This window comes from Geothrix edaphica (assembly GCF_030268045.1).
Taxonomy (GTDB): Bacteria; Acidobacteriota; Holophagae; order Holophagales; family Holophagaceae; genus Geothrix; species Geothrix edaphica.
Genome location: NZ_BSDC01000003.1, coordinates 141,705 through 156,234, shown reverse-complemented (window position 1 = coordinate 156,234; position 14,530 = coordinate 141,705). Strand labels below are relative to the sequence as shown.

Here is a 14,530-nt window from a genome sequence, read left to right as displayed (position 1 = left end):
ACTTTTTGCGAATGCCCCGGCTTCCTCGAAGGACGGATGTGCGGCCCGAGTGGATGGTCGGCTCCTGATGGTGTCCTGTTCCAGCGACTCCCATGGCGACTCAGACTGCCAGCCCGCTCCAGCCCGGTGACGTGGTCGGCCGTTACCAGGTGGAGGCGTTTGTCGCCGAGGGCGGCATGGGGCGGGTATACAGGGGCTGGGACGGCTCGCTGGAGCGCCACGTCGCCCTGAAGACCATCCGCGCGGACCATGCCAGCCAGCGGGCCGCCCTGAGCCGTTTCCAGCGGGAGGCCCAGATCCTCGCGAAGCTCGACCACGCGGGCATCTGCCACGTGTACGACTGGCTGGACCACCACGGGACCCTGGTCATGGCCATGGAGTGGGTGGAGGGGACCCCCCTCTCGAAGCTGCTGGAGCAGGGGCCGCTGCCGCTCCCGAAAGCGCTCCGGCTGCTCCGCGAGGTGGCCCTGGCCCTGGCGGCGGCCCACGCCAAGGGCGTCATCCACCGGGACCTGAAGCCGTCGAACATCCTGATCACGCCGGAGGGCTCGGCCAAGCTCCTGGATTTCGGCCTGGCGAAGGACTTCGAAGTGGCGGGACCGGGGGACCGCGGGGACACCTGGCCCGCCCCGCCTGGGGAGGAAGGCACGACGGCGACCTGCCCGGGTTCCGATGAGCCGCTCACCCAGCCCGGGACGGTCATGGGCACCCGCGGCTTCATCGCCCCGGAGCTGCTGCTGGGGGAGAGTGCCACGGCGGCCACGGACCTGTATGCGCTCGGCGTGGTCGCCTCCCTGGCCCTGGCGGGCGATCCGCCGCCGGGGACGGAGCGGACCCCGGTCCCCTGGACCCGGAGGGTGCTCAAGTGGCGCTCAGGGTCGGGGCCGCATCCCCATGGGCACGCCGCCGGGCCGCACGCCCTCCGGAACCTGGTGGACCGCCTGCTCTGCCTGGATCCGTCGGCCCGCCCCACGGCGCAGGAAGTGGTCGAGGCGCTGGACCAGATCCAGGCGCCCACCTCCCCTGTGTGGTGGGCGGCCGCCGCGGCGGCCGTGACGCTCGCCCTGACGGGGCTGGGCACATGGGCCTACGGCCGGGGCGTGATCCCCGAGTTCTCGGCCTCGCGCCAGGCCCGGCTGGTGGTGGCGCCGGTCCGGAACCTCACGCCGGATCCCGGGCGCACGCCCGAGGCGGAGATCACCACCACGGACCTGCTGGAGCACATCCTCCGCAGCTTCCCCCAGGTGAAGGTCGTGCAGGATCGCGATCCCGGAGACGACCGGCCCCGGGCCGCGGCCATGGCGGCGACGGCAGGCGATGAGGCGGCGCTCATCCGCCGCCTGGTGGCCCGGACCGGCGCGGACCTGGTGATGCTGGGGGAGCTGGCCCCGGTTCCCGGCTCGGGCGCTCCCGTGCTGCGGCTGAGGCTGGTGGACCGCGAGGGCCGCCTGCGGGCCAGCCGGGAATCTGCCGCCGCCACCCCCGACTATGAACCCAACCTGGCGGTGCCTTCGGTGCTGAAGGAGCTGAACCGGACCCTGTCGCCGCTGGGCCGGTCCCCCGAGTTCCCGGCCATGCCCCCGAAGGAGGCCCTCGAGGCCTACGGCACAGGCCTCGACCTGCTCCGGCACGGGGACCGGATGCGGGCCCTTCCCTTCCTGGAGCGGGCCGCGCTGCTGGCGCCGCGCTTCGCTCCGGGGGTGCGGGTCTATGGCTCGGTGCTGTACAGCCGGGGGGACGCGAAGGCCCTGCCCACGCTCATGTGGGCCGTGGCCACCGCCCGCGAGTCGCGGGACCGGTACTCCGAAGCCGAAGGGCTGATCGGGCTGGCGCTCCTCGCCCGGAGGACGGACCGGAAGTCCGATGAGGAGGTCCCCCTGCTGGAGCAGGCCCTGGAGCTGGGCCGGGCCACGCGGGACACGGACCTCCAGGCCAAGATCCTGAACGAGCTCGGCACCCACTGGATCCACAAGGAGGACTGGACGGCGGCGGAACGGTCGCTCACGCCCGCCCTCGAGATGGTGACCGCCACAGGGAACCGGGGGCTGAGGACCGACATCCTGGTGAACCTGGGCAACCGGGCCAAGTACCTGGGCCGGACCCAGGAGGCCCGCGGCTTCTACCAGGATGCCCTGGCCGACGCGGGCGTGGCCGAGAGCCCTCTGTACACGGCCCTCACGCAGAACAACCTGGCCATCCTCGACCTGGAGGAGGGGCGGCCCGGGCCGGCGGAGAAGACCTTCCTGGAGGTGCTCCGCCTGCGCCGGGACCTGGGGGATGCCGAGGGCGAGTGCCGGACGCTGCTGCTGCTGGGCATCGCCGCCCACATGAAGGGCGACTTCGACCAGGCGGCCGCCCGGTACGACGCCGTCCTGGAGGAGGCGCGGAAACACGACTTCCTCCTGATCCAGGGGCGGGCCCTCTACCGGCTGGGGGATCTCCTGCGGGCGCGGGGGAGGCTCCCGGCCGCCACCATCCGCCTGATGGAGGCCTCGGCGCTGCTGGCGAAGAAGGGGACGGCGCAGAACCGGGCCGAGGCCCTCGCCGCCCTCGCCGAGTGCAAGGCCCGGCAGCGCGACCTGGCGGAAGCCGAGCGCCTGCTGGACGAGGCCCGGGGGCTCGCGGGCGACCGCCCCCAGATCTGGCGCGCCCGGGCCTGGGTGCTGCACCTGCGGGGGCGGGACAAGGAGGCCCTGGATGCCCTGGCCTCGGCCCTGGCCAGCCCCCGCAGCGAGGACTCCGAACACCATGAGGAAGTCCTTTCGCTGGTTTCCAGCTGGCGGAAGCGTTCCTGAACAGCTCTTTCCCGGGCCGCGCCATCGGGCCCTGCATCCCCAACGCCCCATGAACAGGAGGAACCATGCACAGCCTGAAATTCGCAGCCAAACACCTGCCTCCGGGCGTCCGGGGCTGGACCTTCTCAGATCCGAAAGTGAGTCGGGCCATCCACCTCCGGGCGGATGAGGCGTGGGAGCTGACGGGCTTCGATGCCACCGGCGTCATGGTCCGGATCCCCTTGCCGGCAGGCGAGTTCACCCTCGATTTCCCCATGCACTCCGTGAACTTGGCCGTGGCCGTCATCGACCCGGATCCGGGCGGGGGCGGTCTGGTGGAGTGAGCGCAGGCGGGTCCGTGCTGCTCAGTTCCCCAGGTACGTGAACCAGAAGCGCACGCCCAGGTACGAGCCGTCGTAGCCCTCCGGCAGGCGCTGGAGGGGGGCGGCGCGCAGGACGGCCATGCGGGCGCTCTCGTCCATGGCGGCGTTGCCGCTGGGGATCTCCACGCGCACGCGGTCGAGGCTGCCGTCCCGGGCGATGCGGAAGTAGATCTGCACGCGGCCCTGGGTGCTGGAGACCCGGTTCCAGTTGGACGTGATGCGGGCCTGGACCTGCTGCAGGTACCACACGAAGGGGAAGTTGCCATCCACCCCGCCCACCAGGCCCACGCCGCCCTGGACGCCGGAGGTGGGGTTCAGGCCCGGGATGCCCGAGCCCGCGCCGAAGGCCGCGCCGTTGCCCGAGCCCACGGCCCCGGCCACGGGGTTGGGCGAGGCGGTCTTGCCCTTGGCGGCGGTGGTGCCCGTGCCCTGGCTGGCGGTGTCCTTGCTGTCGCCCTTGGCCGCGGATTTGGTGGTCTTCGTGGCGAAGGGATCCGGGGCTGTGGCGGAGGGCGTGGTGTCCCGCACCGGCGCCACCTCCTCCACGCGCCGCAGGCGCTCGCCGGTCTTGCCCACCTCCATGGCATCGGAGCCGCCGGAGGTGCCGCCCATGGCCGCGGGCAGGTTCACCCAGGTGACCTTGAGCTCCTCGGCCTTCTCCGCGCCGCCGCTCCGGGGCCAGAAGAAGGCCACGCCGACGGTCAAGTGCAGGGCCAGGCTCAGGGCCAGGCCCGGCCCCCAGCGGAGCTCGCCCAGGTGGGCGCGCGTGCGGAGGTAGGCCTGCAGGTCCTGGCTCATTTCGCTTCGGCAGGCGGGGCGGCGATGGGCGCGGCGGCGGTGACGAAGCCCACCTGGGTGAAGCCCGCCTCGCGGATGGCGTCCACCACCTGGATGACGCGGCCGTAGGGCACGTTGTGGTCGGCCCGCACCAGCACGGGGCGCTTGCCGCCGGACTGGGCCTTGGCCTTGAGCTGGTTGGCGAGCACGGGCAGGGCCATGAAGGCCTGGTCGAACTGGAGGCGGCCGTCGAAGGTGATGGAGACCGTGAGGGCCTCGCTCTCCAGGTTGCGGCCCGTGCGGCTCTCCGGCAGCTTCACGTCCACGCCCGTCATCATCATGGGCGCCGCGATCATGAAGATGATCAGCAGCACCAGCATCACGTCGATGAGCGGCGTCATGTTGATGTCGGCCATGGCGCCGCGCCTGCTGCCTGGGGTGAATGACACGGGCACCTCGAACGAAGAGGTTCCAGTTTAGCGCGTGCGCGGACGGGGCAGGCGGGACGGGCTCAGGGCGCCGTGTAGGTCACGCGCTGCAGCCTCCCGCCGCCGCGGGACAGCACGAGGACCGAGCCATCTCCCGCGACCCGCAGATCCACGGGACTGGAGAGACCCGTCAGCCAGTCGCCCACGGTCCCCGTGGCGGGATCCAGGGTGCGGATCCAGCCCCCGCAGTAATCCATGAAGAGATACTTGTGGAGGAACGCGGCCGGGAAGGTGGGCGTCGCCGGGTCATAGAACGCGGCGCCCACGATGGAGCAGCCGGTCACCGGACCGCCGCTGTGGGGATAGGCGTAGATCGGGGAGAGGTAGGCCGGGTTGGAGGTGGCGCCCTCGGTGGCGGGCCACCCGTAGTTGGCGCCTGCCTGACCGCCATTGATCTCCTCCCAGGTGTTCTGCCCCACATCATTGATCAGCAGGCGGCCGGTGCCGGGCTGGAAGGCGAAGGTGAAGGGGTTCCTCAAACCCAGGGCCCAGATGAGCCGGTTCTTTCCCGAAGTCTGCGCCAGCAGGGGGTTGTCCGGAGGGACGCTGCCGTCCGGGTTGAGCCGGAGCAGTTTCCCCAGGAGGTTGGTGAGGCTCTGGGCGTTGCTGCCGTTGGCGTTGTCGCCCGCGGCGACGTAGAGCTTGCCGTCCGGGCCGAAGTGCAGGGCGCCGCCGTTGTGGTTGGTGGCCGTGCTCAGGTCATCCAGGTCCAGGAGCACAGTTTCGCTGCCCGGTACCGCCTGGTCTCCCGCGGCCGTGAACCGGCTCACCCGGTTGTGCAGATTCGGCGAGGTGGCGGTGTAGTGGACATACACGAAGCCGTTGGCCGCGAAGGCGGGGTCCACCGTGACACCGATCAGGCCGCGCTCGCCGGTGGCGTCCACGGGCACGCTCAGGAAGGGGGTGGCCAGGAGGGCGCCCGCCTTGACGACCCGCAGGGCGCCGCCCTGCTCGCAGACGAAGATGCGGCCATCCGGCACGAGGGCCATGGCGGTGGGCTGGGTGAGCCCCGCGACCACCGTGGTGGTGGTGAAGGTCCCACCCGCTGGTGGCTGGGATGGGGGGACGCTGCCGCCTCCATGTCCGCAGGCGACGAGGGTGGCCAACGCCACGAAGGAGATCCAGCCAGGCATGGGGGCCTCCGGGAACGACCTCTTGGATGCTCCGGGTGGCGCCTTTCTTCCCCGCGACCTGCCCGTTTCTCAAAAACACCGTAGCTTACTGATTGATCGTAAATTAACAAATTGACTGATGATGATCTATGGATCTACCGTGCCATGATCCATTTCTGAATAGCGATCTCCGAAGCCAACCTCGCCCCGTGGGAGCTGAGCCGATGGAAGCAGATCCGAGGGCGCGCGACATGGACCTCATGCTGTCCGGGGCGGAGACCCTGGACAGTGGCCCGGGCGCCGATGGCAGCGGTTCCACGCTGGATGCGACCGTCCCTCCGCGGCCCCGGGCCGGTGATCCGGACTTTCCCGTGCCCGGCTGGGACCGCTACGAGTGCCTGGGCTTCCTGGGGCAGGGCGGCATGGGCAAGGTGTTCCACGGCCGCGACCGGCGCCTGGGCCGCGAGGTGGCCCTCAAGTTCGTGCGCCTCGACGACGACCGCTACGTCACGCGCTTCATGCTGGAGGCCCGGGCCCAGGCCCGCGTGGACCACGACCACGTGTGCAAGGTCTTCGAGGTGGGCGAGGTGGAGGGCCGGGTCTTCATCGCCATGCAGTACGTGGCGGGCCTGCCCTTCGACGCCGCGGCCCAGGAGCTGTCGCTGGAGCAGAAGGTGCTGGTGCTGCGGGACGCGGCGCTGGGCGTCCAGGAAGCGCATCGTGTGGGCATCATCCACCGGGATCTCAAGCCCTCCAACATCATGGTGGAGCGGGTGGCGGACGGCTCCCTCCGCACCTTCGTCATGGACTTCGGCCTGGCGCGGGAGTGGAACCAGGACCTCACGGAGACGGGCTCGGTGCTGGGCACGCCGGCCTACATGTCGCCGGAGCAGGCCCGGGGCGAGGTCTCGCGCCTGGACCGCCGCACGGACATCTACAGCCTGGGCGCCACGCTCTACCACATGGCCACGGGCCGCCCGCCGGTCTCCGGCGCCAACGCCCTGGAGATCCTGGGCGCCATCGGCTCCGAGGACATCCAGCCCATGCGCGGGCCCGGCCTGGACATCCCCCGGGATCTGGAGGCCATCACGCTCAAGTGCCTCGAGAAGGACCGTGCGCGGCGCTACGACTCGGCGCGCGCCCTGGCCGATGACCTGGACCGGTTCCTGGCGGCGGATCCCGTGCTGGCCCGGCCCACGGGGCTCTGGTACCGGCTCCAGCGCAAGGCCCGCAAGCACCGGCAGCTCACCGCCGTGGCCGCCGTGGCCCTGCTGGCGGTGCTGGTGGCCCTGGGCGTGGCGGTGAAGACCCGGCGCGACGCGGGGCGCCGGGAGCGGCTCGCCCAGCAGTTCACCGAGGCCGCGGTCCGCATCGATTCCATGGCCCGCTACTCGGCGCTGGCGCCGCCCCACGACATCCGGCCCGACCTGCAGGCCGTGCGGGAGCAGATGACCCGGCTCCAGGCCGACATGGCCCGGGCCGGGGCCATCGCCAACGGGCCCGGCCACTACGCGCTGGGCCGGGGCCACTGGACCCTGGACGACACCGAGCAGGCCCGGGAGCACCTGCAGATGGCCTGGGACGCCGGCTACCGCGAGCCGCGCGTGGCGTACGCCCTGAGCCTCGCCCTGGGCCAGCAGTTCCGGGACCGGTTCCTGGAGGCGGAGCGCATCGTCTCCAAGGACCAGCGGGAGGCCCGCCTGCGGGAGGTGGAGCGCACCCTGCGGGACCCGGCCCTCGCCTACCTCCGCCAGGCCCGGGGCGCGGACGTGCCCTCGCCCGCCTACCTGGAGGCGCTGCTGGCCTTCTACGAGGGGCGGCTGGACGAGGCCCTGGTCCGGCTCAAGGCGCTGGGCACCGAGCTGCCCTGGTTCTACGAGGCGCCCCTGCTGCGCGGCTCCCTGCTCCAGGCCCGGGCCTGGCAGAAGTGGAACCAGGGTGACCGCGAGGGCGCCCGCCAGGATTTCGAGGAGGGACGCCAGGCCCTGCAAGCTGCCGCCATCACGGGCCGCAGCGTGCCCGCGGTGTACGCCGCGGCCGCCGATCTGGAGAACAACGCGTTCTTCATGGAGAAGTACGGGCAGGGGGATGTCCAGGGGCCCTTCGACCGTGGGATGCGGGCCCTGGCGGCGGCCCTCCGCCTCCAGCCGGACCACGCCCCGTCGCTGATCCTCGCTGCAGGCCTGCAGGGGAACCTCGCGGACACGCGGGCCCTCCGGGGGGAGGACGCCCAGGAACTCGCGGCGGAAGCGGTGGCTTCCGCCAGGCAGGCCGTGGCGGCGGGCCCCACCCGCGCGGATGCCCGGGTGGCCCTCGGCAAGGCCTACTACACGCTGGGGAATGTCCGCCTCCTGCGCAACCTGGACCCCACGGACCCCCTGTCGCGGGGGCTCGCAGCCTTCGGCGGGCTGTCTGTGGAGAAGCGCGACTACGCGGTCTGGAATCACCTGGGCATGGTGAACCAGTCCCTGGCCCAGTTCGAAGGCGGCCGGGGGCAGGATCCCTCCGTCTATTTCAGTGCGGCCATCGAGAGCTTCGGGACGGCCACGCGGATGGAGCCCCACCTCCTCCCCGCCTGGATCAACCTCGGCGCCTGCCTTGAACAGCGGGCGAGGCTGCCCAGGGCCGCCCAGCCCGAGGCCGACCTCCAGGCCGCGGCCGAAGCCCTGGAACGAGCCCGCAGCCTGAACCCGCAGCACTTCGTCCCCTACTTCATGCTCGGCAAGGTGTACTACACCCAGGCCCTCCGGGCCCGGGCCAAGGGTGAGGATCCCCGGCCGGCCCTGCTGCGTTCCCGCGACCTGAACCATCAGGGGCTGGCCATCAATGCCGCCAGTCCCCATCTCCACAACGGGGAGGGCATGGCCCTGTCCGAACTGGCCCGGGAGGCCTGGGGGCGGGGCGAGGATCCGGCTCCGTGGAGCAGCGAGGCCAAGGCCTGCTACCGGCGGGCCATCCTGGCGGCCCCGGCCCAGTCCTACGGCTACCTGAACCTCTCCGATCAGCTCATCACGGAGAGCCAGTGGTTCTCCGCCCCCCGGATCCTGGCCGAGGCCGAGGCCGTGCTGCGGCAGGGCCGCCAGGTCGCCCCGGGAGACCAGGGGCTCCTGGACAATGCCGGTCATTGCAGCGCGGTCCGGGTGGCATGGGCGGTGGTCTCAGGGGCGGACCCCCGCGCCCAGGTGCGCGCGGGCGAGGCCCTCCTGGCCCAGTCGCTGGCCCTGGATGCCAAGAATCACGACACCTGGCAGTACCTGGGGATGCTCCGGGCCGCCCATGCCCGTTGGAAGGCCGCCTGGTCCCAGGCGACGGAGGCGGATTTCGGCACCGCCCGGGAGGCCTTCGACCAGGCGCTGGCGGCGGATCCGGCCTCCCAGGAATCGCTGCTCGCCCTCGGGCAGCTCTGGTGTGCCCAGGCCGAGTGGGAGCAGGCCCAGGGACGCAAGGCAGGCAAGGCCCTGGCGGAAGGGAGCGCCCGGGCCGGGACCCTCCTCCAGGCCCGTCCCCAGTGGGCCGAGGCCCTGGCCTTGAAAGCCACGCTGCGCCTGCTCGAGGCCGAGGCGGAACCCCGGGAGACGCGCCGCGAGAAGGGGCGGGAAGCGTCGAGGGAACTCGCCGCCTGCGGAAGCGCCAACCCGCACCTCGCGCGGACGTTGGCGCCCTGGATGGAGCGGGCCCGGCGGCTGGAGCGCGGGGACGCCCCGCCGCTCCTGCCGCCGAGTCAGGTGGGTCTCAGCCGGTGACTTTGATCGTGCCGCTGTCCTTGGTCAGCCTGGGGGATGGGGGCAGCGACACGGTGTAGTCCCCAACGGTGGCCGTGCCCAGGACCTGGTACACGTTCGTTCCGCTCGTGCTGGCGTCCACCACGCAGGTGGTCACGCCGAAGAGCGCGGAGCTGCTGAGGGTCACCGAACTGGGCGCGTCCGGGCCGCTCTGCACGAAGTGCACAGAGTCCTGGTTCTTGTTCACCGACAGGTCCTTCGGGTTGAACCCGTCGGATTTGACGTTCATCTGCTTGGTGGCCATGGGGCCTCCAGAGAAGGGCGTGGGGTGGAAGCCAGAGGCCCAGATCGGACCCTGGCAGATCGGGAGTGGCCTCATAGCCTAGTCGCGTCATGGAATAAACCGCAATTGTTTAATAAAAAAGTTTCTTTATCCATCGATGCGATAGGCCGCGGCGGTCCGAAGCGCTGGGCGCGTTTCCATGGTCCGGTTCAGGACCGCCGCAGCAGGAGCAGCGTGCGATCGTCGGCGAAGGGCGTGCCCTGGGCATGGGCGTCCAGCTCGGCCATGAGCTCGGCATCCACGGCTTCGAGGGGGGCCGCCGCCTTCGCCTGGAGGAAGGCCTTGAGCCGTTCCGGGGTGTATTCCTCATCCTTGGCGTTGGCCGCCTCGGTGATGCCATCCGTGTAGAGCGCGAGGAGGCCGCCCGGCGGAAGGGTGATGGTGGCGGAGCCATAGGGCCGGCCGGGCAGCATGGCCAGGGGGAGGCCCTGGGCTTCCAGCTCAAGGCAGGCCCCCTCCGGACTGAGGAGGAACGCCGGGTTATGGCCGGCATTGGTGTAGGTCACGGCGCCGGTGGCCGGGTCCAGCAGGACGAGGAAGGCGGTCACGAAGCGCCGGCCGTCGGTGTGCCGGGCCAGGGCCTTGGAGAGGTGGAACGCCAGTGTGTCCGTGGAGAGATCCCGGCCGGCCCAGGCCTCCAGGAAGGCGGCGAGGCTTGCCATCACCAGCCCCGGCCCCAGGCCCTTTCCGCTCACGTCGGCCAGGGCGATGAGCCAGCGGCCATCGCCGCGGGGCCACCACCCGAACAGGTCGCCGCTCACCTGGCGGCTCGGCAGGTTGTTGCCGTAGAGCTGGTAGCCGGGGATCTCCGGAGGGAAGCCGGGCAGCAGCCCCTGCTGGATCTGGCGGGCGAGGCCCAGCTCGTGGTCCACCTTCCGCCGGCTCAGTTCCGCCTCGCGCAGGCGCGCCTGCTCCAGCTTGGCGGAGGCCAGGTGGGCGAAGGTGGTGGCGAGACCCAGGTCCTGCTCGCTGAAGGAGTCCCGCGGGGGGCGGGCGTCGAGGTAGAGCAGGCCCAGCACGGTCCCCTCGTATTCCAGGGGGGTCACGATGGCCGACGTGATGCCGCTGAGCAGGATGGAGGGACTTGCCAGGTCCAGGCCGAGTTCCCGGAAGAGCACCGCCTCCTGTCGCTCCAGGGCGGCTTCCACCAGGCTGCGGGGGAGCAGGATGGTCGCCTGCCCTTCACTGGCGCGGGAGACCACCAGGCGGAGCTCGCCCGAGGGCTCCTTCATCAGGATCGCCGCCCGCCAGGGGCCGAGGAGCGTCCAGAGCTGGTCCAGCACCTGGGCGAGCAGGGCATCCGCGGGCACGTCCTTGATGAGCTCGAGGCTCAGCGCCTGGAGGGCCCGGATGACCGCTCCGGTCCGGTCCCGGTCCTGGGCGGGCGTCCAGGCCTTCCGCGCCTGGGCCAGGGACATGATGAGGCTCTGCTGGGAGTCCGGACGGTCCCGGGCCTGGATCCGCACGTCGGGCCCCTGGGATCCGTGGGTCACATGGATCCGCACCGAACCCATGCGGATGTCGTCGCCGCCCTGCAGCGCGCGCGGGGCCTGGATCTGCTCATCGTTGACGAAGGTGCCGTTCCGGGAGCCGAGATCCTCCAGGCGGGCGGTCCCATCCTGGAGCACGATGCGGGCATGCCTGCGGCTGAGGCCGCCGTCGAGGAAGACCACCTCGTTCTCGTGCGAACGCCCGAAGTGCCAGGCCCGGCCCTCCTCGCCCCGGAGGAGCAGAGGCGGACGGCCTGGGAGGAGGAGCGTCAGGGGGGTCATGGCGGCTGGCAGGATTGTGTGCCATTTCGCCGGCCACCGCCATCGGACATTTGGTTCCGGATGACGTTTTTTCCCGACCCGCCTCTAGGCCCGGCGGGAGGCGGCTAGACCTGAACGGGGGCCACGCTGTACTTCCCCTTCGCATCGCGGCTGACGGTGCCGGCGGGGAAGTCGGGATCGTGCTCGAAGACGCAGACGGTGCCGGAGCCGGTCACTTCATCCAGCAGCTTCTGGCGCTCGTTCACGCAGGTGACCACGTCCAGGTCGTAACCCATGACCCAGGCCGGCTGGATGTGGCGGGCGGTGGGAATGAGGTCCGCCAGGTAGACCAGGCGCCTGCCACCGCCTTCGACGACCACGTTCTGCAGGCCCTCGATGTGGCCCGGCGCGGGGCGCACGGAGATGCCCGGCAGGAGCTCGGTGCTGCCGTCCACGGTGTCGAGGAGACCCGCGGCCTCCAGCGGCTCCCAGTTCTGGGGCAGGTAGCTGGCCTTCACGCGCAGGTGGGGATGCTTCGCGTCCGCGAGATCCTTGGCCTGCACCACGTAGCGGGCGTTGGGGAAGCTGGGCACCGGCTGGCCATCAGCGCCGAAGCGCGTGCTGCCGCCCGCGTGGTCGAAGTGCAGGTGGGTGAGGATGCAGAGGGTGATGTCCCCGGGCTTCACGCCATGGCGGGCGAGGTTGGCATCCAGCACGCCCCGGCCCTCGAACTTGAAGCGGGCCATGAAGTCGTCGCTCTCCTTGTCGCCGTTGCCGTTGTCCACGAGGATGACGTGCTTCTTCCCGTCCACCTCGCCGCGGATCAGCAGGCAGTTGGTGGCCATGAGGATCTGGTTCTCCTCGTCGGCCGGATAGAGCTTGTTCCACACCACCTTGGGCACCGTGCCGAACATGGCGCCGCCATCCAGCCGGAAGGTGCCGCCGCTGACGATCTGGACATCCCAGGGACCGAACTGCATGAACGCTCCTCTTTGAAAAACACTCGCAGAGGATCGCGGAGATGGCGGAGGATGCGGAGAAGGAAACGGTTCTTGCTTCTTCTCTGCGTCCTCTGTTCCCTCTGCGACCCTCCGCGAGCGCTGTCTGCTTTTCGAAAAGATCAGAAGGCCAACACCTTGCGGGCCGCCGCCAGGACCTTGTCGGCGTTGGGGAGGGTGGCGCGCTCGAGGACGCGGTTGAAGCCCACGGGCGTGAACTCGGAGCCCACGCGCTCCACGGGGGCATCCAGCCAGACGAAGCACTCGGAGGCGCAGATGGCCGCCAGCTCACCGCCGAAGCCGCCGAAGACCTTGTCCTCATGGGCGATGAGCACGCGGTGGGTCTTCTTCACGGACTTGATGATGGCGGGCGTGTCCAGGGGGCTGAGACTGCGGAGGTCGATGACCTCGGCGGACTTGCCTTCCTTCTCCAGCTTGGCGGCGGCCTCCAGGGCGAAGTGGACCGGCGTGCCGTAGGCGAGGATGGTGAGGTCGGTGCCCTCGCGGCGGACGCGGGCCTTGCCGAAGGGCACGGCGAAGTCCGGCGCCACCACGGCGTGGGCCATCTTGGCGTTGTAGAGGAACTTCGGCTCGAGGTAGAGTGTCGTCCCGCGGCTGCGGAGGGCCGTGCGCAGCAGGCCCGCGGCGTCATCGGCGAAGGCGGGCACCACCACGCGGATGCCGGGCAGGGTGGTGAGCCAGCCTTCGACGTTCTGCGAGTGGTAGAGGCCGCCACCGATGTAGCCGCCGGAGGCCAGGCGGATGGTGATGTTGGGGGAGAACTGGCCGTTGCTGCGCCAGTAGTCGTGGCTGCACTCCACGATCTGCTCGGCGGCGGGCCAGATGTAGTCGGCGAACTCGGCGCCCTCCACCACCACGCGGATCTTGTCGTCCAGGCGGGAGAAGCCGTTGGCGGTGCCGACGATGAAGTCCTCGGCGATGGGGGCGTTGAACACGCGCTTCTCGCCGAACTCCTGCTGCAGGCCCTTGGAGACGTTGAAGATGCCGCCCTTCTCCTTGTTGGCCATGTCCTGGCCCCAGATGAAGGTGTCGGGGTTGAGGCGGAACTCCTCCTTCAGGGTCTGGTTGAGGGCCGTGATCACACTGATGGGCGTGCCCTCGGCGTGGTGGGTGCCGTCCGGGTACTGGGCCGAGACCCAGCCCTCGGGGATGACGAAGTCGTAGATGGTGGCGGGATCGGGGTTCGGCGCGGCCATGGCCTGGTCGTGGGCGGCCAGGTAGCGGGCCTGGTTCTCGGTCTCGATGGCCTTGAGCTCGTCCTCGCTGAGGCCGTGCGCCAGGCAGTAGGCGCGGAAGCGGGGCAGGGGATCCTTGGCCTTGGCGTCGGCCCGCTCGGCGTCGTCCCGGTAGAGCTCGTGGCGGTCCGAGTTGGAGTGGCTGCCGATGCGCACGCACATGGCGTAGACCATGGCGGGCCCCTTCCCCGTGCGGATGTGGGCGATGGCCTCGGCCATGGCGCGCATGGAGTCCAGGAGGTCCAGCCCGTCGCACTTGATGATCTTCAGGTTGGAGAAGCCGCTGAAGTTGTCGCAGATGTAGTCGTTCGCGCTCTGGTCGTGCTTGGGCACGGAGATGCCGTAGCCGTTGTCCTGGACGACGAAGACCACGGGCAGCTGCTCGCGGTCGGCACCGTTGATGCTCTCCGAGCAGTAGCCTTCGGACAGCGAGGACTCGCCCTGGCTGCAGAACACGATGCTGTCGCGGCCGTAGTACTTGACGGCACGGGCCAGGCCCACGGCGTGCTGGGTGTGGTTGCCCGTGAGGCTGGACACGTTCTGGATGCCGATGGACGGCTTCGCGAAGTGGTTGCTCATGTGGCGGCCGCCGCTGGCGACGTCCGTGGCCTTGGAGATGCCGTTGAGGATGATCTCCTCGGGCGTGAGGCCCGCGGCGAGGCAGGTCATCATGTCGCGGTAGTACGGGAACAGGAAATCCTGCCCGGCCCGGAAGGCCAGGCCCGCGGCCAGCTGGATGCCGTCGTGGCCGGCGCAGGGCGCGTGGTACGACCAGCCGATGGCCTGCTTGAGATAGTTGGGCGCCTTGTCGTCCAGCAGGCGTCCGAGGTGCATCAGTTCATACCAGTGGCAGAGGTCCTCGCGGTTGGGGGCTGCCGGAGCCTCCAGCGCGTTCAGGGCCGCTTTCACCAGGGTCGGAGTTTCCA

General features: G+C 70.5%; 10 protein-coding genes. 3 read left to right on the top strand and 7 right to left on the bottom strand.

From position 1 onward, the window contains the following. Window positions 1–92 precede the first annotated feature (92 nt). Both QSJ30_RS11460 and QSJ30_RS11455 read left to right on the top strand, forming a co-directional pair. Entirely contained in the window at window positions 93–2,795 is a 2,703-nt protein-coding gene (locus tag QSJ30_RS11460) for a serine/threonine-protein kinase (RefSeq protein ID WP_285609354.1), read from the top strand. Between the two features lie 65 nt (window positions 2,796–2,860). Beyond that, window positions 2,861–3,118, top strand: coding sequence for a hypothetical protein (locus QSJ30_RS11455; RefSeq protein WP_285609353.1), 258 nt, complete (start codon window positions 2,861–2,863; stop codon window positions 3,116–3,118). A 21-nt stretch (window positions 3,119–3,139) separates the two neighbouring features. Here QSJ30_RS11455 and QSJ30_RS11450 read toward each other — a convergent pair whose 3' ends face one another. The 3 genes from QSJ30_RS11450 to QSJ30_RS11440 form a co-directional block, all read right to left on the bottom strand. Further along, complete coding sequence (locus tag QSJ30_RS11450; protein WP_285609352.1) at window positions 3,140–3,955, bottom strand: energy transducer TonB; 816 nt, start codon at window positions 3,953–3,955, stop codon at window positions 3,140–3,142. Further along, the gene (locus tag QSJ30_RS11445; protein WP_285609351.1) at window positions 3,952–4,383 is read right to left on the bottom strand and encodes an ExbD/TolR family protein; all 432 of its coding nucleotides are present in this window, start codon (window positions 4,381–4,383) and stop codon (window positions 3,952–3,954) included. Before QSJ30_RS11445 ends, QSJ30_RS11450 begins: the two co-directional genes overlap by 4 nt. A gap of 62 nt (window positions 4,384–4,445) precedes the next feature. After that, the gene (locus QSJ30_RS11440; RefSeq protein WP_285609350.1) at window positions 4,446–5,555 is read right to left on the bottom strand and encodes a PQQ-dependent sugar dehydrogenase; all 1,110 of its coding nucleotides are present in this window, start codon (window positions 5,553–5,555) and stop codon (window positions 4,446–4,448) included. 203 nt (window positions 5,556–5,758) lie between these two features. Here QSJ30_RS11440 and QSJ30_RS11435 point away from each other — a divergent pair, with 203 nt between their 5' ends. Further along, entirely contained in the window at window positions 5,759–9,277 is a 3,519-nt protein-coding gene (locus QSJ30_RS11435) for a serine/threonine-protein kinase (RefSeq protein ID WP_285609348.1), read from the top strand. Here QSJ30_RS11435 and QSJ30_RS11430 read toward each other — a convergent pair. From QSJ30_RS11430 to QSJ30_RS11415, 4 genes are all read right to left on the bottom strand, one after another. Further along, a complete protein-coding gene (locus QSJ30_RS11430) occupies window positions 9,267–9,560 on the bottom strand; it encodes a hypothetical protein (RefSeq protein WP_285609346.1) in 294 nt (97 codons plus the stop codon). The two genes, QSJ30_RS11435 and QSJ30_RS11430, sit on opposite strands and share 11 nt — an antisense overlap. Window positions 9,561–9,748: 188 nt before the next feature. Beyond that, on the bottom strand, window positions 9,749–11,371 hold the full coding sequence (locus tag QSJ30_RS11425; protein WP_285609345.1) for a SpoIIE family protein phosphatase: 1,623 nt from the start codon (window positions 11,369–11,371) through the stop codon (window positions 9,749–9,751). A gap of 104 nt (window positions 11,372–11,475) precedes the next feature. Next, on the bottom strand, window positions 11,476–12,330 hold the full coding sequence (locus tag QSJ30_RS11420; protein ID WP_285609343.1) for an MBL fold metallo-hydrolase: 855 nt from the start codon (window positions 12,328–12,330) through the stop codon (window positions 11,476–11,478). A 140-nt stretch (window positions 12,331–12,470) separates the two neighbouring features. Continuing rightward, window positions 12,471–14,438 carry an alpha-ketoacid dehydrogenase subunit alpha/beta gene (locus QSJ30_RS11415; RefSeq protein WP_420798792.1) on the bottom strand — a complete coding sequence of 656 codons (1,968 nt, stop codon included), beginning with the start codon at window positions 14,436–14,438 and terminating at the stop codon, window positions 12,471–12,473. Window positions 14,439–14,530: the final 92 nt, after the last annotated feature.